20 protein-coding genes are annotated in these 19,861 nt (G+C 71.7%); 17 read left to right on the top strand and 3 right to left on the bottom strand.

Annotated elements, in window-relative coordinates; genetic code table 11:
- Positions 1-44: 44 nt before the first annotated feature.
- Positions 45-371, bottom strand: coding sequence for a TM2 domain-containing protein (locus ABEB28_RS20485; RefSeq protein WP_345729768.1), 327 nt, complete (start codon positions 369-371; stop codon positions 45-47).
- Positions 372-581: 210 nt separating this feature from the next.
- Between ABEB28_RS20485 and ald the strand changes: the two genes are divergently transcribed.
- From ald to ABEB28_RS20430, 11 genes are all read left to right on the top strand, one after another.
- Positions 582-1,697, top strand: coding sequence for an alanine dehydrogenase (ald, locus tag ABEB28_RS20480; RefSeq protein ID WP_345729767.1), 1,116 nt, complete (start codon positions 582-584; stop codon positions 1,695-1,697).
- 11 nt (positions 1,698-1,708) lie between these two features.
- A complete protein-coding gene (locus ABEB28_RS20475; protein ID WP_345729766.1) occupies positions 1,709-2,662 on the top strand; it encodes a site-specific tyrosine recombinase XerD in 954 nt (317 codons plus the stop codon).
- A 434-nt stretch (positions 2,663-3,096) separates the two neighbouring features.
- A complete protein-coding gene (locus ABEB28_RS20470; RefSeq protein ID WP_345729765.1) occupies positions 3,097-3,735 on the top strand; it encodes a DUF4097 family beta strand repeat-containing protein in 639 nt (212 codons plus the stop codon).
- Between the two features lie 265 nt (positions 3,736-4,000).
- Positions 4,001-4,903 carry a ParA family protein gene (locus ABEB28_RS20465; protein ID WP_345729764.1) on the top strand — a complete coding sequence of 301 codons (903 nt, stop codon included), beginning with the start codon at positions 4,001-4,003 and terminating at the stop codon, positions 4,901-4,903.
- Positions 4,904-4,944: 41 nt separating this feature from the next.
- The gene (locus ABEB28_RS20460; RefSeq protein WP_345729763.1) at positions 4,945-5,307 is read left to right on the top strand and encodes a hypothetical protein; all 363 of its coding nucleotides are present in this window, start codon (positions 4,945-4,947) and stop codon (positions 5,305-5,307) included.
- 73 nt (positions 5,308-5,380) lie between these two features.
- Entirely contained in the window at positions 5,381-6,061 is a 681-nt protein-coding gene (locus tag ABEB28_RS20455; RefSeq protein ID WP_345729762.1) for a hypothetical protein, read from the top strand.
- A gap of 63 nt (positions 6,062-6,124) precedes the next feature.
- Positions 6,125-7,162, top strand: a complete 1,038-nt coding sequence (locus ABEB28_RS20450; protein ID WP_376981847.1) for a segregation and condensation protein A — start codon at positions 6,125-6,127, stop codon at positions 7,160-7,162.
- The gene (scpB, locus tag ABEB28_RS20445) at positions 7,159-7,881 is read left to right on the top strand and encodes an SMC-Scp complex subunit ScpB (protein ID WP_345729761.1); all 723 of its coding nucleotides are present in this window, start codon (positions 7,159-7,161) and stop codon (positions 7,879-7,881) included. The genes ABEB28_RS20450 and scpB overlap by 4 nt, the downstream gene beginning before the upstream one ends.
- Positions 7,859-9,178, top strand: a complete 1,320-nt coding sequence (locus tag ABEB28_RS20440; RefSeq protein ID WP_345729760.1) for a pseudouridine synthase — start codon at positions 7,859-7,861, stop codon at positions 9,176-9,178. The genes scpB and ABEB28_RS20440 overlap by 23 nt, the downstream gene beginning before the upstream one ends.
- Before the next feature lie 54 nt (positions 9,179-9,232).
- On the top strand, positions 9,233-9,595 hold the full coding sequence (gene aroH / locus ABEB28_RS20435; protein WP_345729759.1) for a chorismate mutase: 363 nt from the start codon (positions 9,233-9,235) through the stop codon (positions 9,593-9,595).
- Positions 9,592-10,287, top strand: a complete 696-nt coding sequence (locus tag ABEB28_RS20430; protein WP_345729758.1) for a TVP38/TMEM64 family protein — start codon at positions 9,592-9,594, stop codon at positions 10,285-10,287. Before aroH ends, ABEB28_RS20430 begins: the two co-directional genes overlap by 4 nt.
- On the opposite strand, the gene ABEB28_RS20425 is transcribed toward ABEB28_RS20430, so the two are convergent.
- Both ABEB28_RS20425 and ABEB28_RS20420 read right to left on the bottom strand, forming a co-directional pair.
- Positions 10,259-11,551, bottom strand: coding sequence for a phytase (locus ABEB28_RS20425; protein ID WP_345729757.1), 1,293 nt, complete (start codon positions 11,549-11,551; stop codon positions 10,259-10,261). The two genes, ABEB28_RS20430 and ABEB28_RS20425, sit on opposite strands and share 29 nt — an antisense overlap.
- 187 nt (positions 11,552-11,738) lie before the next feature.
- On the bottom strand, positions 11,739-12,215 hold the full coding sequence (locus tag ABEB28_RS20420; RefSeq protein ID WP_345729756.1) for an NUDIX hydrolase: 477 nt from the start codon (positions 12,213-12,215) through the stop codon (positions 11,739-11,741).
- Between the two features lie 195 nt (positions 12,216-12,410).
- On the opposite strand from ABEB28_RS20420, the gene ABEB28_RS20415 reads away from it, so the two are divergent.
- From ABEB28_RS20415 to ABEB28_RS20390, 6 genes are all read left to right on the top strand, one after another.
- Positions 12,411-12,893, top strand: coding sequence for a hypothetical protein (locus ABEB28_RS20415; RefSeq protein WP_345729755.1), 483 nt, complete (start codon positions 12,411-12,413; stop codon positions 12,891-12,893).
- An 8-nt stretch (positions 12,894-12,901) separates the two neighbouring features.
- The gene (locus ABEB28_RS20410) at positions 12,902-13,993 is read left to right on the top strand and encodes a tetratricopeptide repeat protein (protein WP_345729754.1); all 1,092 of its coding nucleotides are present in this window, start codon (positions 12,902-12,904) and stop codon (positions 13,991-13,993) included.
- Positions 13,993-17,226, top strand: coding sequence for a CHAT domain-containing protein (locus tag ABEB28_RS20405; RefSeq protein ID WP_345729753.1), 3,234 nt, complete (start codon positions 13,993-13,995; stop codon positions 17,224-17,226). The genes ABEB28_RS20410 and ABEB28_RS20405 overlap by 1 nt, the downstream gene beginning before the upstream one ends.
- A gap of 122 nt (positions 17,227-17,348) precedes the next feature.
- Positions 17,349-18,401, top strand: a complete 1,053-nt coding sequence (locus ABEB28_RS20400) for a LacI family DNA-binding transcriptional regulator (protein WP_345729752.1) — start codon at positions 17,349-17,351, stop codon at positions 18,399-18,401.
- Between the two features lie 109 nt (positions 18,402-18,510).
- On the top strand, positions 18,511-19,536 hold the full coding sequence (locus ABEB28_RS20395) for an ABC transporter substrate-binding protein (RefSeq protein ID WP_345729751.1): 1,026 nt from the start codon (positions 18,511-18,513) through the stop codon (positions 19,534-19,536).
- Positions 19,419-19,841, top strand: a complete 423-nt coding sequence (locus ABEB28_RS20390) for a type 2 periplasmic-binding domain-containing protein (protein ID WP_345729750.1) — start codon at positions 19,419-19,421, stop codon at positions 19,839-19,841. The genes ABEB28_RS20395 and ABEB28_RS20390 overlap by 118 nt, the downstream gene beginning before the upstream one ends.
- The last annotated feature ends 20 nt before the right edge of the window (positions 19,842-19,861 follow it).

Here is a 19,861-nt window from a genome sequence, read left to right as displayed (position 1 = left end):
AGCCCTANCCTAGGTAGGGCTCGCGCCGCTGGGGACGGTACTGCTCAGTTCGGGCGGAGCGGGCGGCCCTGGGCGTCCGTACCGCCGTTGACGAGGATCATGATCCCGTCGATCAGCGGCCAGATGGCGCCGAGCCCGCAGGTGAGCCACGTGGCCGCGATCTGCGCGATCGCGATGCCGGTGTGGCCGGTGTAGAACCGACCGGCGCCGAAGCTACCGAGCAGGATGCCGAGCAGGCCTGCGATGAGCTTCGTCTTGTCGGAGTAGGGAAGGCCGGTCGCCGGGTCGACGGCGCCGTAGCCCGGCTGACCGCCGGGGTAGCCGCCCGGCTGCCCGCCGGGGTACTGGCCAGGAGGTGGAGAGTAGGTCATGGCGCCGCAGCGTAGTGGGCTTCGAGTGCACTGCACGATCGGGTAGGCGACACCGGTTAATTTGTGCCCGTTTTGTCGCCTAATGAGGGGTGACTTGCGTCGTTTATCCTCGGGAATTCCAACCATGGATCGAGGCCGCATCGCTGATCGTCATCGTTTACCGACTCAACGATGTCGCACGGCGCGCGTTGGAAGGACAGGTGGACGGTTGTGAAGATCGGTGTCCCGGCAGAGGTCAAGAACCACGAGTACCGCGTCGCGCTGACGCCGGCCGGCGCGCAGGAACTGGTCCGGCACGGCCACGAGGTCGTCCTCGAGGCCGGCGCAGGGCTGGGCTCGTCGCTGGCGGACGCGGATTTCGCCGCCGCGGGCGCCCGGATCGTCGACGGGCCGGACGCCGTCTGGGGCGACGCCGACCTCGTGCTCAAGGTGAAGGAGCCGATCGGAGAGGAGTACGACCGGATGCGGCCCGGCCAGACGCTCTTCACCTACCTGCACCTGGCCGCGTCCCGCGAGTGCACCGACGCGCTGGTCGACCGGAAGATCACCGGCATCGCGTACGAGACGGTCGAGCTGGCCGACCGCTCGCTGCCGCTGCTGGCGCCGATGAGCGAGGTCGCCGGACGGCTCGCGCCCCAGGTCGGCGCGTACCACCTGATGCGGTCCGGCGGCGGTCGCGGCACCCTGATGGGCGGGGTGTCCGGCGTCTACGCCGCGAAGGTCGTCGTCATCGGGGCGGGCGTCTCCGGGATGAACGCGGCCGCGATCGCACTCGGCATGCAGGCCGAGGTGCTGCTGCTCGACACCGACCTGAACAAACTGCGCGCCGCCGACCGGATCTACCAGGGGCACCTGCAGACCGTCGCGTCCAACAGCTACGAGATCGAGCGCGCGGTGACCGACGCCGACCTGGTGATCGGCGCGGTGCTGGTCGCGGGGGCCCGGGCACCGAAGCTCGTGTCGAACGCGATGGTCGCCGAGATGAAGCCGGGCAGCGTGCTCGTCGACATCGCGATCGACCAGGGCGGCTGCTTCGAGGACTCGCGTCCGACCACCCATGCCGACCCGACCTACCGGGTGCACGAGTCGGTGTTCTACTGCGTCGCGAACATGCCGGGCGCGGTACCGCACACCTCCACGTACGCGCTGACCAACGTCACGCTGCCGTACGTGCTGCAGCTGGCCGACAAGGGCTGGAGGGACGCGCTGCGGGCCGATCCGGCGCTCGCGCTCGGCCTCAACACGTTCGACGGCCAGGTCGTCTCCGAGCCGGTGGCGGCCGCGCACGGCCGGCAGGTCCTGCCGCTCGCCGAGGTGCTCGCGTAGCCTCTGCCCGCGTGGAAGCGCTGCAGCGGGCCGTCCGGGGTTACCTCGACCACCTCGCGGTCGAGCGCGGCCTGGCCCGGAACACGCTGCTGGCCTACCGCCGCGATCTGGGCCGCTACGTCGAGTTCCTGACCACCCGGGGCATCGACGGGCTGGAGCGCGTCGGGGAGCGCGACGTCGGTGACTTCCTGGCCGGGCTGCGGGCCGGCGACGAGGAGCACCCGCCGCTCGCCGCGTCGTCCGCGGCCCGGGCGGTGGTGGCGGTGCGCGGGCTGCACCGCTTCGCGGTCCGCGACGGGCGCGCCGGATCCGATCCGGCGCGGGAGGTCCGGCCCCCGACGCCGGCGCGCCGGCTGCCCAAGGCGCTGCCGCTCTCCGACGTCGAACGGCTGCTGGACGCGGCGGGCCCGGCGCCGGACGCGGTGGACACCGGCACCGACACGCCGCGCGCGCTCCGGGACCGAGCGCTGCTCGAACTGCTCTACGGCACCGGCGCGCGCATCTCCGAGGCGGTCGGGCTCGCGGTCGACGACGTCCAGGCCGCGGACGACGAGCGCGACACCGTGACGCTGACCGGCAAGGGCGACCGGGCTCGGCTGGTGCCGGTCGGCTCGTACGCCCGCCGCGCGCTCGAGGCCTACCTGGTGCGCGCCCGTCCGGCCCTGGCCACCGCGGGCCGCGGCACCCCGGCGCTGTTCCTGAACGCCCGCGGCGGGCGGCTGTCCCGGCAGGGCGCCTGGGGGATCCTCGGTGCGGCGGCCGAGCGGGCCGGGCTGGCCGGCCGGGTCTCGCCGCACACGCTGCGGCACTCGTTCGCGACGCACCTGCTCGACGGCGGCGCCGACGTGCGGGTGGTCCAGGAGCTGCTCGGGCACGCGTCGGTGGCCACGACCCAGATCTACACGCTGGTCACCGCGGAGAGACTCCGCGAGGCCTACACACTCGCCCACCCCCGCGCTCTGTAGCGCCACCAGGCGCGTTTGCACTGTTTGATTGCTACGGCGGTGGAGCCCGCCGAGGGCGAGGCTGGCGTCCGCGCGCGAGGCCGCCGCGACCTGGCTGTTGTCTCAAGGCCTTGCGCGCGGCCGTCAGGCTCGCCCCTCGGCGGGCCGTGCACGCCCTGCACACCCCCAGCGGCTGGAGGGTGGGTCCGCAACCAGCTACGGGGGAGCGGGGCGTCCCGGCGGATCGTGCGCGCGTCGGTCGCGGAGGGGCGCGGGGCCGGCCAGGCAGGCGTAGTCAGGGGTTTCTCGGGGTGGGAACCGGGGGGAAGCCGGGGGACACGCCGGATGGAACACGCGGCGTTTCTCGCGAGGCTGAAGGCCGACGCGAGGAGGTCGGGCGATGGGCGCGCGAGGAGCGAGGCGGGTCGGGGTCGTGGCCGGGTTGGCGGCCGTCGGTGGCGCTGACCGGAGGGTGCGACTGGCTGCTCACCGAGAAGGCCACCCAGCGGTACGAGGTGCAGGGCGACGTGCACACGCTGTCGGTCACCGGAGCGGCCGTCGACCTCGACGTCGTGCCGGGGCGCGGACCGGTCGTCGTCGACGAGGTGGTCCGGTACAACGGCAGCGCCCCCGCGACCAGCCATCGCCTGACCGGCGGCACGTTGCGACTCGAGTCCCCCGGCTGCACCGTGGGCGAGGCGTGCCGCGTGCGCTACCGGGTCACGCTGCCTGCCGACACCCGGGTCGTGGTCGAGATCGACGCGGGCACCGTCGAGACCACGGGCCTCACCGGCGACCTCGACCTCTCGCTCGACGCCGGCCAGGTCACCGCCCGGCAAGCCGCGAGCAGCCGGGCGGACGTCCGGGTGGAGGTCGGCGACGTCGACCTGCGGTACCGGCAGGCCCCGGAGCGGGTCGCGGTGACCACCGGCACCGGCGCCGTCTCGGTGAAGCTGCCCGCGAGCGACGACTACGCCGTGCGGACCCACACGACCGTCGGCGAGACCGACGTGTCGGTGCCGCGCGGCCCGGCCTCACCCAGGGCGGTGGACGTCCGGGTCGACGTCGGTCCGATCACCGTCGCGTCCGCATAGGAGGGCCCGGAACGCAGCCCACGGTTGCGGCGCGGCAGCGACACGCCGAGCGACTTGCAGGTTTATCGACAATCTTTGCTTTGGCCCCACCAGGTCCCTAGGGTTCACGGCAAGTTCGGCGGACTCTGCCGTCGCACCCGAATTCCTTTCCGACCGGCGTCCGTTGAGGTCACTCGACCCCGCCGGACGGCTGGAGGAGTTCAACGTTGTGCACATGGGGGACTCGTCCGCAGGGGGCGAGGCGGACGCGGCGGGAGCTGGTGAGATGTCAACGAACCCGGTGATGAGCGACGACTCGGGCGCTCTGGAGCAGGCCACCCTCGACCTGGCGACCTTGGGCATCGTCAACGAGCCGCGGCGTGCCCGCCGGCCGGACGAGAGCCTCCAGGCCAAGAGCGGGCACGGCCCCGCCCGAGTGATCGCGCTCTGCAACCAGAAGGGCGGCGTGGGCAAGACCACCAGCACGATCAACCTCGGCGCCGCGCTGGCCGAGTGCGACCAGCGGGTGCTGCTGGTCGACTTCGATCCGCAGGGCGCGCTCTCGGTCGGGCTCGGCGTGAACGCCTACGACCTCGAGCTGACCGTCTACAACCTCCTGATGCAGTCCGGCATCCGCACCGAAGACGTGCTGGTCAAGACGAACGTCACCGGTCTCGACTTACTGCCGTCCAACATCGACCTGTCGGCGGCCGAGGTGCAGCTGGTCAGCGAGGTGGCCCGGGAACAGACGCTCGACCGTGCGCTGCGGCAGGTACGCGACGAGTACGACTACATCCTGATCGACTGCCAGCCCTCGCTGGGTCTGCTGACGGTCAACGCCCTCACGGCGGCGCACGGCGTGATCGTTCCGCTCGAGTGCGAGTTCTTCAGCCTCCGCGGTCTGGCCATGCTGATCGACACCATCGAGAAGGTGAAGGACCGGCTCAATCCGGACCTCGAGCTCGACGGAATTCTGGCAACCATGTACGACTCGCGCACCGTCCACTCTCGCCAGGTACTCTCCCGCGTTGTGGAGGCGTTCGGCGACAAGGTGTACGACACGGTGATCTCGCGTACCGTCCGGTTCCCGGAGACGACGGTCGCCGGTGAGCCGATCACGACCTGGGCTCCCGGGTCCGGCGGTGCCAAGGCCTATCGGGCCCTGGCCCGCGAGGTGCTCGCCAGGTGAGGCGGCGGGTTCAACTCCCCGGCGCTTCCGAGCTGTTCCGGATGACGACGTCATCCGGGGCGAGCACGGTCGAGGTGATCGGCGGGACGCCCGCGGCGGCGGCGCGGCCGGCGACGCCGCGACCGGCACCGTCCCGGTCGACCCCGCCCGCAGAGGTCACTCCGATCCGCGCGTCGCCGCGGACTCCGAGCGGCAGGCAGCGGCACGATGAGAAGATCACCGTGTACCTGTCCTCCGGTGAGCTGCTCGAACTCGAGCGGACCCGGCTGGACCTGCGGGCTCGTCACGGCATCGGCATCGACCGCGGCCGTATCGTCCGGGAGGCGATCGCGATAGCACTGGCGGAGTACGACGCGAACGGGGAGCACTCGGTGCTCGTCCGTCGGCTCGCGAGCGGCCAATGAACTCTTTTCAACCTCAGATATTCCCGCAGGCTGAGCGCCGTCCGCAGGGGTCGGTCGAAAAGAATTCACTGACGTGCTCTTCGCGCTGAGTCGGCCGGCGGCGCTCGCCGGCTTGGCACTGGCCTTCGTGTTGGCCCTGGTGATCCGGGTGCTCGCCATCCGGGTCGTCCAGCGCCGTCAGGTGCCGGCCGGCTGGGGTACGCCCCGCCGGTCGGGCGGCAAGCTGGTCGACGTCAAACGGGACGTGGACATCTTCGGCGTGGTGGCCGCCGTCGTCGGCGGCACCGGCTGGGGCAAGAAGGCCGAGGACTCCGGCATGGCGCCGCCGCCGCTGCGAGTGCTGCTGGCCGGTCCGATCGCCGTGCTGGTCGCCGCGCAGGCGGCGTTCCTCGCGTTCCGACTCGTGACCGGGCCGGTGGCCCTGGACGCCCTGGACGTCTCCAACGTCCTGCGGGGCGACGTGTTGGGCGGCACCACCGTGGAGATCTTCCTGCTGTCGCTCGCGGTCGGCCTGCTGTGTTTCGGTCTGCTGGACCTGGTGCCGCTGCCTCCGCTGGACGGATGGGGGCTGCTGCGGCACGCGGTGAAACGTCCCGGTACCGGGTTCCAGAAGGCCCGGTACTGGCTGGAGGAGCAGAACGTCGGGATCGCGATCCTGCTGGCCGGCATGCTGCTGCCGCTGTTCCGCGGGCTGCCGCTGTTCCTGTTCCTGCTCGACCTCGTCAGCTGGCCGTTCCTGCTGATCTGGTCGTGACGCTGCGCGCACGTCGGGGCCGGTGACCAGGGTGTTCGGGCTTCGGCACGGTACGGTCGTGCGGTGAGCGAGACCGGTCCCGACAGCGCCGTTGGCGTGGGCGTCGTCGCGGCGGCGGAGACCCCGGCGGCGGAGATTCCGGCGGCCGAGGACGGGCCCCCGCGGGGATCCGGGTACGGCGAGAAGTTCCACATCCGGCTGGAGAACTTCGAGGGTCCGTTCGACCTGCTGCTGCAGCTGATCAGCAAACACAAGCTGGACGTCACCGAGGTGGCGCTCAGCCAGGTCACCGACGACTTCATCGCGCACATCCGATCGATGGGCGACGACTGGGACCTCGGGCAGGTCAGCGAGTTCCTGCTGATCGCCGCGACCCTCCTCGACCTCAAGGCCGCGCGGCTGTTGCCGGCCGCCGAGGTCGAGGACGAGGAGGACCTGGCGCTGCTGGAGGCCCGCGACCTGCTGTTCGCGCGGCTGCTCCAGTACCGGGCGTTCAAGCAGGTCGCGAGCTTCCTGGCCGAGCGGGAGCGGGACGGCGCGACACGCTGGCCCCGGGCGGTGCAACTCGAGGCACGGTTCGCGGCGGCGATGCCCGAGGTGCTGCTCGGGCTCGGTCCCGAGCAGTTCGCGCGGCTCGCGGTCAAGGCGATGACACCCAAGCCGGTGCCGACGGTCTCGATCGACCACATCCACGCGCCGAAGGTCTCGGTGCGCGAACACGCGGCGATCCTGCGGGAGCGGCTGGCGCGGCTGGGGCAGGCGTCGTTCCGGGCGCTCTGCACGGACTGCGCGAACACGCTGGAGATCGTCGCGCGGTTCCTGGCGCTGCTGGAGCTGTACCGGGAGGGCGTCCTGCTCTTCGACCAGATCGAGCCACTGGGTGAACTCCACGTACGCTGGGTCGGGGGTAGCGACCGCGTCGTCGTCGAGATCGACGAGTACGGCAGCGACGCCGACACCCCGCCGGCTCCATCGGCGGTGGGTGCGGTGCCGTCCGACGCGGCCGATGCAGAGCCGACCGGGCCGGAGCCGGTGGGTCCGCCGCCGGCGGTGCCGGCCAGTCGCTCGGCCCCATCGATCGAAACGAAGGAACGCGGGTGAACGAGGAAACACCGGCCGACGCTCCGGCGGAGCGCGGCTCGGCGGCGGTCGACGGTGCGCCCGCCGCGGCGCACGGGACCGCGGTGGCCGACGTGGCGCCGTCAGTGGCCGACGTGGCGCCGTCGGCGGCCGAGGGGGACGGCGCGCTGTTCGCTCCTCCGGAGGGCGCGCAGTCCGACCGGATCGAGCCGGCGCTGGAGGCGATCCTGATGGTCGTCGACGAGCCGGTCCCGGTGGGGCTGCTCGCGCAGACGCTGGGCTGCCCGGTCGACGCGGTCACCCGCGCGCTTCGTGGTCTGGCCGACGACTACACCGCGGCGGGCCGTGGTTTCGAGCTGCGTCAGCTCGCCGGCGGCTGGCGGGTTTACACGCGGTCGGAATACGCACCGTACGTGGAACGGTTCGTCCTGGAGGGCCAGCAGGCCCGGCTCACCCAGGCCGCGCTGGAGACGCTCGCGGTGATCGCCTATAAGCAGCCGGTGACCCGGTCGGCGGTGGCGGCGATCCGCGGCGTCTCGGTCGACGGGGTGATCCGCACCCTGCTCTCCCGCGGGTTGATCGAGGAATGCGGCACGGACCCGGAGACCGGTGGATACCAGTTCCGGACGACGGTGCTCTTCCTCGAGAAGCTCGGCTTGAACTCACTGGACGAATTGCCGGCGCTCGCGCCGCTCCTCCCTGGAATGGATGCCCTGGATGATGTCATCGCCGCGTCGTAACCCCAGCCCGCGCCGGGGTGACGGTCCCCCGCGCACGGGTGGCGGCGCCCCCCGCCGCGGTGACGCGCCGGGACGCGGTGACGCCCCCCGCCGCGGTGACGCTCCGGGCCGGGCGAGTGGGGATGCTCCGCGCCGGGCGAGTGGGGATGCTCCGCGCCGCGCGAGCGGCGAGAACCCTCGGCGGGGCGGTGACGGCGGCGGCCGCGACGGCGGCCGCGGTGGCGCGCCCCGCACCGGTGGCGGCGCCCCTCGTACCGGTAGTGGCGCGCCTCGCACGGGCGGTGGCGCCTCGCGTACCGGCGGCGGTGGCACCCCGCGTACGGGCGGTGGCGGCGCCCCGCTCACGGGCGGGGGCGGTCGCGGGGGAGCGCCCCGGCGCGGCGAGAGCGACACCTCCCGGGGCACCGACGCGCGGCGCAGCGAGCCGCTCGGCCGGGACGGACAGCCCGCCCCGCGGCGCGCGTCCCGCACCGTCGGCCGGGGCAAGGCCGCGACGCCCGAGCGTCCCTACCAAGACGTCTGGGAAGAGGAAGAGGGCGACCCGAACTGGGCCGCGAAGCTCGACGAGCCGAAGGAAGGCGAGCGCCTGCAGAAGGTGCTCGCGGCCGCCGGCGTCGGGTCGCGCCGCGCCTGCGAGGAGCTGATCGAGCAGGGCCGGGTCAGCGTCGACGGCGACGTCGTCCGGGTGCAGGGCAAGCGGGTCGACCCGCTGACCGCCGTCATCCACGTGGACGGGCAGCGGGTGATCGTCGACGACCGCATGGTCTACCTGGCGTTCAACAAGCCCAAGGGCGTGCTGTCCGCGATGACCGACGACAAGGGCCGCCCGACGGTCGGCGATTACGTCGCCGACCGGGACACCCGGGTGTTCCACGTCGGCCGGCTGGACGCCGAGTCCGAGGGCCTGCTGCTGCTCACCAACGACGGCGCGCTCTCGCATCGGCTGACCCACCCGTCCTACGGCGTGCTCAAGACGTACCTCGCCGAGGTGCCCGGACCGATGAACAACGACGTCCGCAAGCGGCTGCTGGAGGGCGTCGAGCTGGAGGACGGGCCGGTGAAGGTCGACCGGTTCCGGGTCGTGGACAACCTGCCCGGCAAGCTGCTCGTCGAGGTCGTCATCCACGAGGGTCGCAAGCACGTCGTCCGGCGGCTGCTCGAGGAGGTCGGGCACCCGGTGAGCCGGCTGGTCCGGACCGCGATCGGCCCGGTGCAGCTGGCCAGCCTGAAGCCCGGCAAGACCCGGCACCTCAACCACGCCGAGATCGGACAGCTCCACTCGGAGGTCGGGCTCTAGGCGCTCGCGGGGCGCCATTAGGCTCGGGGCGAGGTGTTCGGAAGGGGACGACGGGTGGCGGTCAGGGCACTGCGCGGAGCGATTCAGGTCGACGAGAACTCGCGGGACGCGATCCTGGAGGGAACGACCGAGCTGATCAAGGCGGTGCTGCACCGTAACGTGGTCACCCCGGACGACCTGATCAGCGTCATCTTCACCGCGACGCCCGACCTGGACGCGGAGTTCCCGGCGTACGCCGCGCGCCTGCTCGGCTTCACCGACGTGCCGCTGCTCTGCACGACCGAGATCGGCGTGCCCGGGTCGATGCCCCGCGTGCTCCGGCTGCTCGCGCACGTGGAGACCGAGACGCCGCGCTCCGGCCTGCACCACGTCTACCTGCGAGGCGCCGCCGCCCTGCGGCGGGACCTGCCCCAGTGAGCTCGCCCCTGGTGCGTGCGCTGGCTCTCGGCCTGCTGCTCGTCGTCCTGGTCGTCGTGCTGCTCACCGGCGGCGTACCGGCCCCCGCCGACCTGCGGTCGTTCGTCGCGGGCGCCGGGGCGTGGACGCCGATCGGGGTGGGCGCCGTCGCGGTCGTGACGTGTCTGCTTATGGTGCCGCGCGGCGTACCGGCGGTCCTCGCCGGGCTGTTGTTGCCGCCGGGCGTCGCGGTGGCCACCGCACTCTGCGGCATCGCCCTCGGCGCGACCGTGTCGTTCTCGCTCGGCCGCTGGCTGGGCCGCCCCTACTTGGCGGGCCGGACCGCACGCGTCGCCCCGGACGCCCGGCTGGCCCGGCTGCAGGCCTGGCTCGACCGGGACGGGACCCGGGCGGTGGTGTACGCCCGGATCCTGCCGGTCTTCCCGTTCGGCCTGCTCAACTACCTGTTCGGGGCGACGTCGGTGCGGGTGCTGCCGTTCGTCCTCGGCACCGCGTTCGGCGTCGCGCCGAGTACCACCGCCTACGTGCTCGTCGGCGCGTCGGCCGACCAGCCCGGCTCACCGGCGTTCCTGCTCTCGGTCGGGCTGGTCGCGCTGGTCGGGGCGCTCGGCCTCGCACACGCCTGGTACACCCGGCGCCGGTCGCGCGCCGTGCCCGCGGAGGTCAGCGCGGACCCGGTGCGGACGGGGTGACCGCGAGGCGGAGTGGCTTCGCCACCGCCCGCCAGTCCAGGAACTTGAAGTTGGTGTTCTCCCGCCCCTCGGTCTCCGGCGTGTTCTCGCCGTCGTGGACGACGAGCAACCCGGCCGGGAACGCGGCGGAGAGCGGCGTGTGCACCACCGCCGTACCGTCGGAGTGCTGGACGCCGTCCGTGGCCGCGCCGTCGACGACGTCGTACCGCCCCAGGTACACGAGCGTCTTCCGGTCGTAGACGAGGAAGCCCGAGTCGCCCTGGCTGGACACCAGCAGGTACCGGTCGGCGTAGACCGCCAGGCCCTCGACGTCGGCGGTGATCCGGGTGCCGCCGTACCCGGGGTTCGCGCCGTACACGCACTCGTCGGACGCCGCGTCGTAGGTGCCCGGGACGCCGAACTCCTTCACCTTCTCCACGATCCGGGCCGGGCCGAAGCGGTGGTTCCGCAGGTCGATCCGCCAGAGCGCGACGTCTTCCTGCGCGGCGTAGAGCACGCCGGTGACTGGGTCGACGACGACACCCTCGACCTGCGGGCCGACGCCTGGCTCGTCGCACGGCGTCCACGTCGTGCCGTTCGGCAGCCGGAAGGAGCCCGGGAGCGACAGCGTGTCGGCCCGCTGGTAGCTGACGCCCCGTGCGGTGTTCACGAGGCGGAAGAGACCGAGCTGGGTAGCCGACCGGCGGCTGGCCACGACCCAGGCGGTGCCGCGCTCGACGGTCGTCGTGAGCCCGTACGCGGTCGACTGGTCGTTCACCGCCGCCTGCTCGGCGTTGAACGCGAACGGGACGTCCGGCGCGGTGACGTCCACCAGCGGACGGGCCGCCCCGACTCCGTCGATCCGGTAGATCCGCAGCTGGTCGCGGCCCCGGTCGGAGACGACCGCGAGGTCCGCGGTGGTACGGCCGAGGCGGACGCCGTACGCGACGTCGACGTTGTTGAAGCGGCCGGGGGCGTCGTCGGCCGCGGGCGGCGGAGGCGGGGCGATCCGCTGCAGCTCCCGGCCGGCCAGGTCGTAGACCGCGAGGCCACCCTCCTTGAGCGTGCCGATCACCAGGCTGCGGCCGGGGCGGCGGGGGTCGACCCAGATCGCCGGATCGTCGGCGTCGGCGTTGCCGCCCGCCTCGTCGTCGAAGACCGCCGGGGTCTCCACGGTCGCGGTGACGGCGGCCCGCGGCGGGGTCGCGCCGTTCGCCGGCGCAGCGGCGGCGAGGAGTGCGACGGCAACGCCGGCGGCACTCAGGAGTAGGGGGTGTCGGGACATCAGCGAACCTCCGGTCTGGTTCGGACGAATCCGGGCAGACCCTAGGGGCAGCGAATGGTCGCCGTGCGAACGTTCGATGAATGGCCGGAACCGGCCGTCCTGCGCGAGATGGCCGGTTCGCGCGCCGCACGAGCCGGGCACGGCGCCGACGCCGGTCCGCTGCTCCGCCGACCGACCTCGCCGTCGGTCATCCGGCTCCGGGAGGTAGCGCCTCGGCGAGGCGGTCGAGGAAGGTTCGCTGAGCGGCGACCATCTTCTCGCGGGCGGTGCTCACCTCGAACCACTCGACCCGGTCGACCTCTGGGAACTCCTGGATCCGGCCGGACTTCGGCGGCCACTCCAGCGGAAACGTCCCCGGGACGACGTCGTCGGGGGAGAGGTCGCCCGCCACCGCCCAGACGGTCACGGTCTTGCCGCCGGACTGCTTCACCTCACCGAGCGGCAGCAGCGGGCCGTCCGGGGCCGGCAGACCCAGCTCCTCGGCGAACTCCCGGCGCGCCGCTGCCTCCGGCGTCTCGTCCGCGGTGTACTCGCCCTTCGGCACGGACCAGGCACCCGCGTCCTTCCTGGCCCAGAACGGCCCGCCCATGTGGCCGAGTAGCACCTCCAGCCGGTCGTCGACCGTCCGGAACAGCAGTAGCCCTGCGCTGCGCTTCCCCGCCATGGCTGTCAGTCTGCCGCTTCCGTCGTCGCCGGTCACCCGCGACACCGCGCCGTCCGACAGGACTTGCGGATAGGCGACAGCGGGATGGCCGGACGACGACGGAAGCGGTCATCATGGCGTGACATCGAGCGTGCGTACCGTAGGGAGGGGACGGCGATGACGTCAACCGCACCTGATTCACTCCCGGATCGCGCTGTGCTTCTCGCGCTCCAGGACTTGACCACGGAACTGACCGCGGACGGCGGGGACCTAGGGGCCCAGTCGGAGAACGAGGCCCGGCTCGCCATCGCGGCGCTCTTGACCGCGGCCGGAGCCCGCGAAATCGACCCGGCAGAGGTGTTGCCCGACGATGCGGCGGCCATGATGGCGGCGCGGCGGCTGCTGCGTTTGTCCACGGAGGACCCGGACACCGCGCGAGTGGCCGACGACGTACTCAGCCACCCCCCGGGTGACGACCAGATGTCGCTGGAACTGGCGGTGGCCGGTGCGGTGGTCCTGGGCGCGCTCATCGGATGGCTCCAGACCAAGGTGCACATCCGGATCACGCGGGTCGACGGCAAGACGGAGTTCGAGTTCGAGGCGCGCAAGGCGGCGGCCAGCCCCCGCCTCCTGCAGACAGTGGCCTCGACCGTCAGTGAACTCCTTGGCGCACCACCTGGCCCACCTCCGCCGGCCTAGGAGCGGGCGTGAGCACCGACGGCCCTGGGAGCGTCGAGGAGCAGCTCCAGCGGCTGGAAGAGGAAGTGCGAGCAGAGGGCACGATCGACGCATGGAGTCACTTCGCTGCGGTTCTCGCCGACAACGGGTATCCAGGACCAGCACTCGAGTACCTCCGGACGCTCTGGGCGGACGCCATGGCGGCCTCCGCACTCGACGAGGAGGAGACGTCCTCCCTCGTCGAATCGCTGTTCCTCGCGAGCTCCCTGGCGCGACGCGAGGACCTCGACGGGTACGCTGATCTGCTCCTCCGGCGAGCCGCCGCGGTCACCACCAAGCCCTCCCTACGGGAGGCAGCGCAGGAGCGCTTGGCTGCGGCGGCAGAGCGTCGAGTAGCCGAGAACACTGATCGGCGCCTGCACGAACTGCAGTGGGCGGACCTGATCGAACAACGTCGTCTCTGGTCCCTGGGGGTGGAGGACTACCTCCGACTCACCGATCTGACGCTCCGCGTCGGAGCGACCGACGAACTCGGCTCTCGTCTCCGATCGGCACTCGCCGAGTGCGTCGACGGACTCCGCGAGCACCCCGATGCCGCGCCGCTGCTCGAGTACTACGCGGAACTGTTGAGAGTGCTCGGATGCGCCGCCGAGCTGGACGAGGCTCTGCGCCGCCTGGAACGCGTCGATCCGTCGTCGGCCGTCCTAGCCCACCTCGCTCGCGCGCCGCTCTCCGACCCGGCGTCGCTCTCCGATCGCTCGATGGGTGTGTGGCGATTCCTGATGTCGATCGCCGGTTCCTCGGATACCTCCGAGGCCGCCGCCGCGCTGCACGATTTCCGGGTCGCGGTGGAGCTGAGTCCGCTGGTTCGCCCGCTCCGCGTCTTCTACATCTACGCGCTCTGGGATGCCGGCGAGCGCGACGCGGCGCGAGAGCAGGTTCGGCTCCTCGAATCGGTGGCCGACGAGACCCACATCAGCCACTACAACCTGGCTCACGTATACCGCTATACCGATCAACCATCCGACGCGCTGCACCACGCCGAACTCGCCCGCCGATACGCGACGACCGACCAGGACCGAGCAGACGCGGACGACCTCATCGCTGAGTGGAGGGCCTGATGAGGGAACTCGCCGAAGAGGTCCTTTACCAGAACCATGCCCTGCGCCTCATCGGATTGGACAGCTCCGTTCGGATCGCTGAGGACGTCCGGCAGCGGTCGCTCCGGCGTTACCCGCTGCGTGCGGCGTTCGACGCGATGATCGCCGCGGCGACCGCCGAGGGTCGGTCAGCGCGCGGACGTCTGCTGGCCTTCGTCGCCGACCTCGCGGATCGGGCGCTGGCAACGAAGGGCGCAGCGCTCAAAAGTGAGTTCCCGCCGTCCGTGGCCGCGGCGATCGAGCGAGCGAAGCGCGCCACCACACCGCTCGACGCCTATCGCGTTCTGAGTGACCTCCGCCCCGAGCTCACCGAGGCCGTCTACCAGCGGCTGAGCGCGCTGGCCGAGTCCCCGCCCGACGAGCGTGACCTCGTATTGAGGTACCTGGTGGCGCTGGCGTCCGGTCGACCGGAGTTGCGGGTCGAGGCCTCGATCGAACTCGCGGACCGGCGTGCCGACGAAGGCGACTACCGGACCGCGGCCCATTACTCACGTCGGGCGGTCGCGCTCGCGCGAGCCCTGGGGTCCCGCTCGCGCACGATAGCTCTGACCTGTGCATACGGTACATACCTGGCGCGGAGCGGACGGCCCGAGGTCGCCGCGTCCGTACTCGAAGCAGCGATGGCATCGGAAGACCCGGCGGACGAGTCCGGCGAGTCGGACCTGCTGGGCACGGATCTGCGGTTGCGACTCGCCTCGGTCTACCGTGAGCTCGGGCGCCTCGACGACGCGTTGCCCCTGATCGAGCAGAGCTTGGCGATCGTCGGACGCTTGCAGGGGGTGCTCGAGGTCGCCCGCCGCTCGGGGCTAGCCACGCCGCCTCAAGCCCAACTCGACCAGCACGAGTGCAGGTTGCGGATGCTGCGCCTGAGCATTCACTCCGATCGGGGCGACTGGGACCTCGGAGAGGCCGACGCCGAGGCCATCCTCGTGCCCGCCGAGCGCTCGAACCTGGCCGACATGCATTTCCAGGCGCAGACGTACCGGGCCACCGCAGCCCGGGCGCGCTATGACCGGCGATCGGCCGAGCAACTGTACGAGGCCGTGGTCGACCGCGCGCTACGGCACGGGGATCCGCGGATGCTTGCCGCCGCATACAACAACCTCGGTGCGTTCTACGGCGCTGATCGAGCGGAGGAGTCGCACCGTGCCCACGTCGCCGCAGTCTTTCACGCGGGCCGGGTCGGGTTCCCGAACACAGGCGTGCCCATCGCGCTCATCGGCCTCGGGGATGCGATGTCCGCGTTGGGGCACCGCGCGGGAGCAATCACCGCGTACAACAGGGCGCTGGAATCCGCGGAGGAGATCGGCGAGTTCACGTTCGTCACCGCGGCTCTGACGCGCCTGATGCAGGACGACGGCTGGTGGGCCGATGGTGGCGTCACCAGGATGATCGAGCTAGCACCGCAGCTTTCCGCCGCGGCCACGGCCGAGACCATCGCGCTGTTCGGGACGACCGCCGCCGACCGGCTCCAGCGCGACGGGATGACCGAGCTGGCGCTGGAGATGCTCCGGACCGCGGTCAACGACATCCAGGCCCGGAGCCCTCAGTCCCAGCACCTGGCCGATGCGCGGCTCGAGTACGGCCGCGCTCTCGCCGACGTGCCGGAGCGCCGCGTGGAGGCGTACCGGATGCTCGCCGAGCTGGTGGACGATATCGAACGGAGCATCGTCGCCACCGGGGACCCCACCCGCAAGTCGGACCAGATTTCGCGCGCGATCGACGCGTACGCGGTCCTGGTCCGGCTGCTGGTCACCGAAGATGCGGAGTCCCTCGGGCACGCGCGACCGGAGGAGCGCGCGTTCGCTGTGCACGAAGCGGCGAAGGCGCGGACGTTCGCGGCGCGACTCGGCCGCGCCACGATGGATCCACCGCAGTCGGTGCCGGACGAGCTCGCCGCGGAGGAGGCGGAGTTGCTCGGGCTCGCGCGGAACGCGTTGGCCGAGCACCTGCCAGGCGTTTCGGCGCGCGAACGGCTCGGCCGGATCGAGGTGGCTCTGCGCGAGTGCTGGAGTCGCATGCGTGAGTTCGCACCGGACTATGCGCGGATCCGCACCGGCGAACCTGTCAGCCTCGCGGAGCTGGGGGAGTTGCTCGCCGCGGAGCCCCACCGGGTCGCGCTCGCATCGTTCTTCTGCGACCGCGACTCGACGACGTGCTTCACACTCCAGCCGGGCGAACCGCTCGCGGTGCGACGGATCGACGTCGGCCGGAGCGTCTGGGTCGACGTCGCAGCCGTACTGCGCCGACAGTTCAATGGCGCGCCCGACGCCTGGCCGCCCTACCCGCCGATCCGTCGTGACCGGCCGTGGCGCAGGGACCTGTCGGCGCTTGACCGGGCCAGCGCCGACCTCGGACGGTTGCTGGAGCCGGTCGGAGACGTCGACCTGCTCTGCGTCGCTCCTCACGGGCCGCTGCACCTGCTGCCGTTCGCGGCGCTCCGTGGTGAGGACGGTCGGTATCTGATCGAGCGTTTCGGCGTCGTACATACACCAAGTCTGACGACGCTACGGCGCCGGACCGGCGCTCGCCCGGCGGACGTGGCCGCGGTGGTCGCCGGCGTCGCTGCGGAGGGCGATGCCCACCCGGAATTCTTCGAGCACGACGAGGTCTCGCTGGGCGGCATCCGGGCCTTGTCCGTCCACAACGGTCCGGAACACGCGACGCCGGGCTCCGTCCTTCATGCGCTCCCGAACGCCGACGTCGTTCACCTGACCTGTCACGGCTTCTTCGATGGGGATGACCCCCTGAGGTCCGGGCTTCTGCTGGCCGACGGCGAACGGCGGCCGCCACGGGCGCCGCGCGACATGGGCGTCCGCAGGCGACACCGGTTCTTGGTCACCGGTGAGGACGTCGTCGCGTTGACGCTGCGAGCCTCGATCGTGACGCTGCGCGCGTGCTCCAGTGGCGTCGTCGGCGAGCGCAACAACGGGGACGAGTTCGACGGATTGACCAGGTCCTTTCTCCAGGCCGGTGCGGGTGCGGTGCTCGCCGGGCTTTGGAACGTGGATCAGCGCTCCTCGAGCCGACTGACCTCGGCCTTCTATCGCCATTGGCTGGACGGCTCCGACCACCCGGCCCGATGGCAGGCGCTCCGGCGAGCGCAGCTCGAGCTCTTGCACGACGCTGCGGAGCCGTACCTCGCCCACCCGTATCACTGGGCAGCCATGTCGTTGATCGGCGATTGGCGTTGATTGAGCCGCCGTGAACGTGCACATCGGTGCGGCCACTCGATCTTGACACCACCCTCTGAGGGGCTCATTCTGCCTTACGCGAACGTTCGCCTAATGGATGAAGTGCATTTGTTAGCGATCACATGGCGGAACTGGGGGGACCCGTGTACGTCTCGCTCAAGGACGTCGCCGAGCGCGCCGGGGTCAGCTTCCAGACGGCGAGCAAGGTGCTCAACGGACGGTCCGGGGTCGTCTCCCCGGCTACCCGGGAGCGCATCGAACGTGCAGCCCGCGAGCTCGGGTACGTACCGAACGCGCTCGCCCGCGGCCTGGTCCGGCGGGACTCGCTGACCGTCGGCATCCTCGCCGACGACTTCTCCGACGTCGCGCTTTCCCGGTTCGTGGTGGCCGCGCAGCGCGCGATCGAACGGCAGGGACACGCGGCGCTGGTGGCCACGACGGCTCCGGAGAGCGACGCCCCGCTCCGCAGGCTCCAGGAGTACCGCGTCAACGGGGTGCTCGTCGTCGCGCCGAGCGTCGAGGAAGACGCCGTCATCGGCGACTACCTGCGCGGACCGCTCCCGGCCGTCACCCTCAACCACATCGCCGGCGGAGGTGTCCCCGCGGTCGGGTCCGACCACCGGGAGACCGGCGTGCTCGCCGCCGAGCACCTGGTCGGCCTCGGGCACCGGGCGATCGGCACGGTCACCGGCCCCACCGGGCGCCGGGTGGTGGTCAGCCGCCTCGGCGGCTTCCGCGCGGCGCTGGACGCCGCCGGTATCGCCCTTCCCGAGCGCCGGGTGTTCGCGACCGAGTGGGACGCCAGGAGCGCGGCCGCGGCGACGCATCGCCTGCTCGACGCCGACCCCGGCATCACCGCGATCTTCGCGCACAACGACACGATGGCGTTCGGCGTGCTCGCCGCGCTGCGCGCCCGGGGTGTACCGGTTCCGGCGGCCTGCTCGGTGGTGGGCTGCGACGACGCCCCGCTCGCCGAGTTCGCCGCGCCGCCGCTGACCACGGTGCGGGTGCCGTTCGAGCAGACCGGTGCGCGCGCGGCCGACCTCCTGCTCGCCCGGATCCGCGGCGAGACGATTCCCCGGCGCGACCTGCTCCCGGTCGCGCTGGTCGTCCGCGACTCGACCGCGCCACCACCGTCCGCCGCGGACCCGCCGCGCTCGCTCTCGTCCGGCTGACCTCGCCGCCGGATTCCGGCGGAGCGCCCGCCGCCCCGACCCGCGCCGCTTCCGTCGGCGCGCTCCCGGCCGACACCCCGCGGCCGGTCCCCCTCCGGAAAGGACAGCGATGACCTCTCCGCCAGTTTTCTCCCGACGATCGTTACTCCGCGGTGCGGTGGGCACCGGGGCGGTGGCCGCGCTGAGCGGCTGCTCCTCGGTGCTCTCCGGCCTGACCACCGCCGGCGAACCGGCGAACACGCTGCAGTTCTGGGACCTGTTCGGCGGCGGCGACGGCCTCCGCATGCAGTCGATGCTGGATGTCTACCGGAAGCAGAACCCGGGCGTCAGCTTGAGCGCGACCACGTTCAACTGGGGCAATCCGTACTACACGAAGCTGTCGCTGGCGACCGTCGGCGACAAGCCGCCGGACGTCGCGGTCGCGCACCTGACCAGGGCGAAGTCGATGATCGAGGGCGGCCTGCTGCAGGAGCTGGAGACCGACGCCCTGGAGCGCGCTGGCCTGACGCCGGACAAGTTCAACGAGCGGGCCTGGGCCGCCGGCCTGGTGGACGGCAAGGCCTACGCGATCCCGATGGACACGCATCCGTTCGTGATGTTCTACAACACCGACATCTGCAAGAAGGCCGGCCTGCTCGACGCGAACGGTGTGATCAAGCCGCTGAAAGGCGAGGCGGCCTTTCTGGACGCCATGCGCAAGGCGAAGCAGGTCACCGGCGGTTACGCCGGGGCGATCGCGCTCGGCACCGAGATCGTCACCGCGTGGCGGGCGTTCCAGTCGCTCTACGCGCAGCTCGGTGGCGAGATGCTCGCCGACGAGGGCACGAAGGTCGTGATCGACGACGCGAAAGCGCTCCGGGCGCTCACGTTCCTCCGGCAGCTGACGCAGAGCGGACTGTTCCCCAAGCCACCGACTACCAGGGTTCGATCGCCGACTTCGCCTCCGGGCGGACGGCGTTCCTGTTCCAGGGCGAGTGGGAGATCACGACGTTCCAGGACGCGAAGACGCCGTTCTCGATGGCGCTGTTCCCGCACGTGTTCGACGAGGGGTCGTACGCCTGCCAGGCCGACTCGCACACGCTCGTCGTCCCGAAGAGTCCGAAGCTCACGCCGGACCGGCTCGACCGGTCGCTGAAGTTCATCCGCAGCCTGCTCGACCAGAGCAAGACCTGGGCGGAGGGCGGGCACATCCCGACCTGGTTGCCGTTCCGGGACAGCGCCGAGTACCGGACGCTGCAGCCGCAGGCGCAGTACGCGACGGCCGCCGACAGCGCGGCCTACGACCCGGGCGGCTGGTACTCCGGCTCGGGGTCGAACTTCGAGCTGATCACCGGCTCCGCGATCGGCGCGATGATGGCGGGTCTCTCCACGCCGCAGGAAGCGCTCGACGAGATGCGCACCAAGCTGACGAACCTCGCCGCCACTGCCTCACCGATCTGAGCCCGATCCGACTCAGGAGG

It is taken from the genome of Cryptosporangium minutisporangium (genome assembly GCF_039536245.1).
Lineage (GTDB): Bacteria > Actinomycetota > Actinomycetes > Mycobacteriales > Cryptosporangiaceae > Cryptosporangium > Cryptosporangium minutisporangium.
This window is presented reverse-complemented; position numbering and strand designations above follow the sequence as displayed.

What these genes read in the sequence shown, in the direction of transcription:
- ABEB28_RS20485 (WP_345729768.1), bottom strand. Translation starts at nt 371, where the DNA reads ATGACCTACTCTCCACCTCCTGGCCAGTACCCCGGCGGGCAGCCGGGC.
- ABEB28_RS20465 (WP_345729764.1), top strand. Translation starts at nt 4,001, where the DNA reads ATGTCAACGAACCCGGTGATGAGCGACGACTCGGGCGCTCTGGAGCAG.
- ABEB28_RS20460 (WP_345729763.1), top strand. Translation starts at nt 4,945, where the DNA reads ATGACGACGTCATCCGGGGCGAGCACGGTCGAGGTGATCGGCGGGACG.
- ABEB28_RS20440 (WP_345729760.1), top strand. Translation starts at nt 7,859, where the DNA reads ATGATGTCATCGCCGCGTCGTAACCCCAGCCCGCGCCGGGGTGACGGT.
- ABEB28_RS20425 (WP_345729757.1), bottom strand. Translation starts at nt 11,551, where the DNA reads ATGTCCCGACACCCCCTACTCCTGAGTGCCGCCGGCGTTGCCGTCGCA.
- ABEB28_RS20420 (WP_345729756.1), bottom strand. Translation starts at nt 12,215, where the DNA reads ATGGCGGGGAAGCGCAGCGCAGGGCTACTGCTGTTCCGGACGGTCGAC.
- ABEB28_RS20405 (WP_345729753.1), top strand. Translation starts at nt 13,993, where the DNA reads ATGAGGGAACTCGCCGAAGAGGTCCTTTACCAGAACCATGCCCTGCGC.
- ABEB28_RS20400 (WP_345729752.1), top strand. Translation starts at nt 17,349, where the DNA reads ATGGCGGAACTGGGGGGACCCGTGTACGTCTCGCTCAAGGACGTCGCC.
- ABEB28_RS20395 (WP_345729751.1), top strand. Translation starts at nt 18,511, where the DNA reads ATGACCTCTCCGCCAGTTTTCTCCCGACGATCGTTACTCCGCGGTGCG.
- ABEB28_RS20390 (WP_345729750.1), top strand. Translation starts at nt 19,419, where the DNA reads ATGGCGCTGTTCCCGCACGTGTTCGACGAGGGGTCGTACGCCTGCCAG.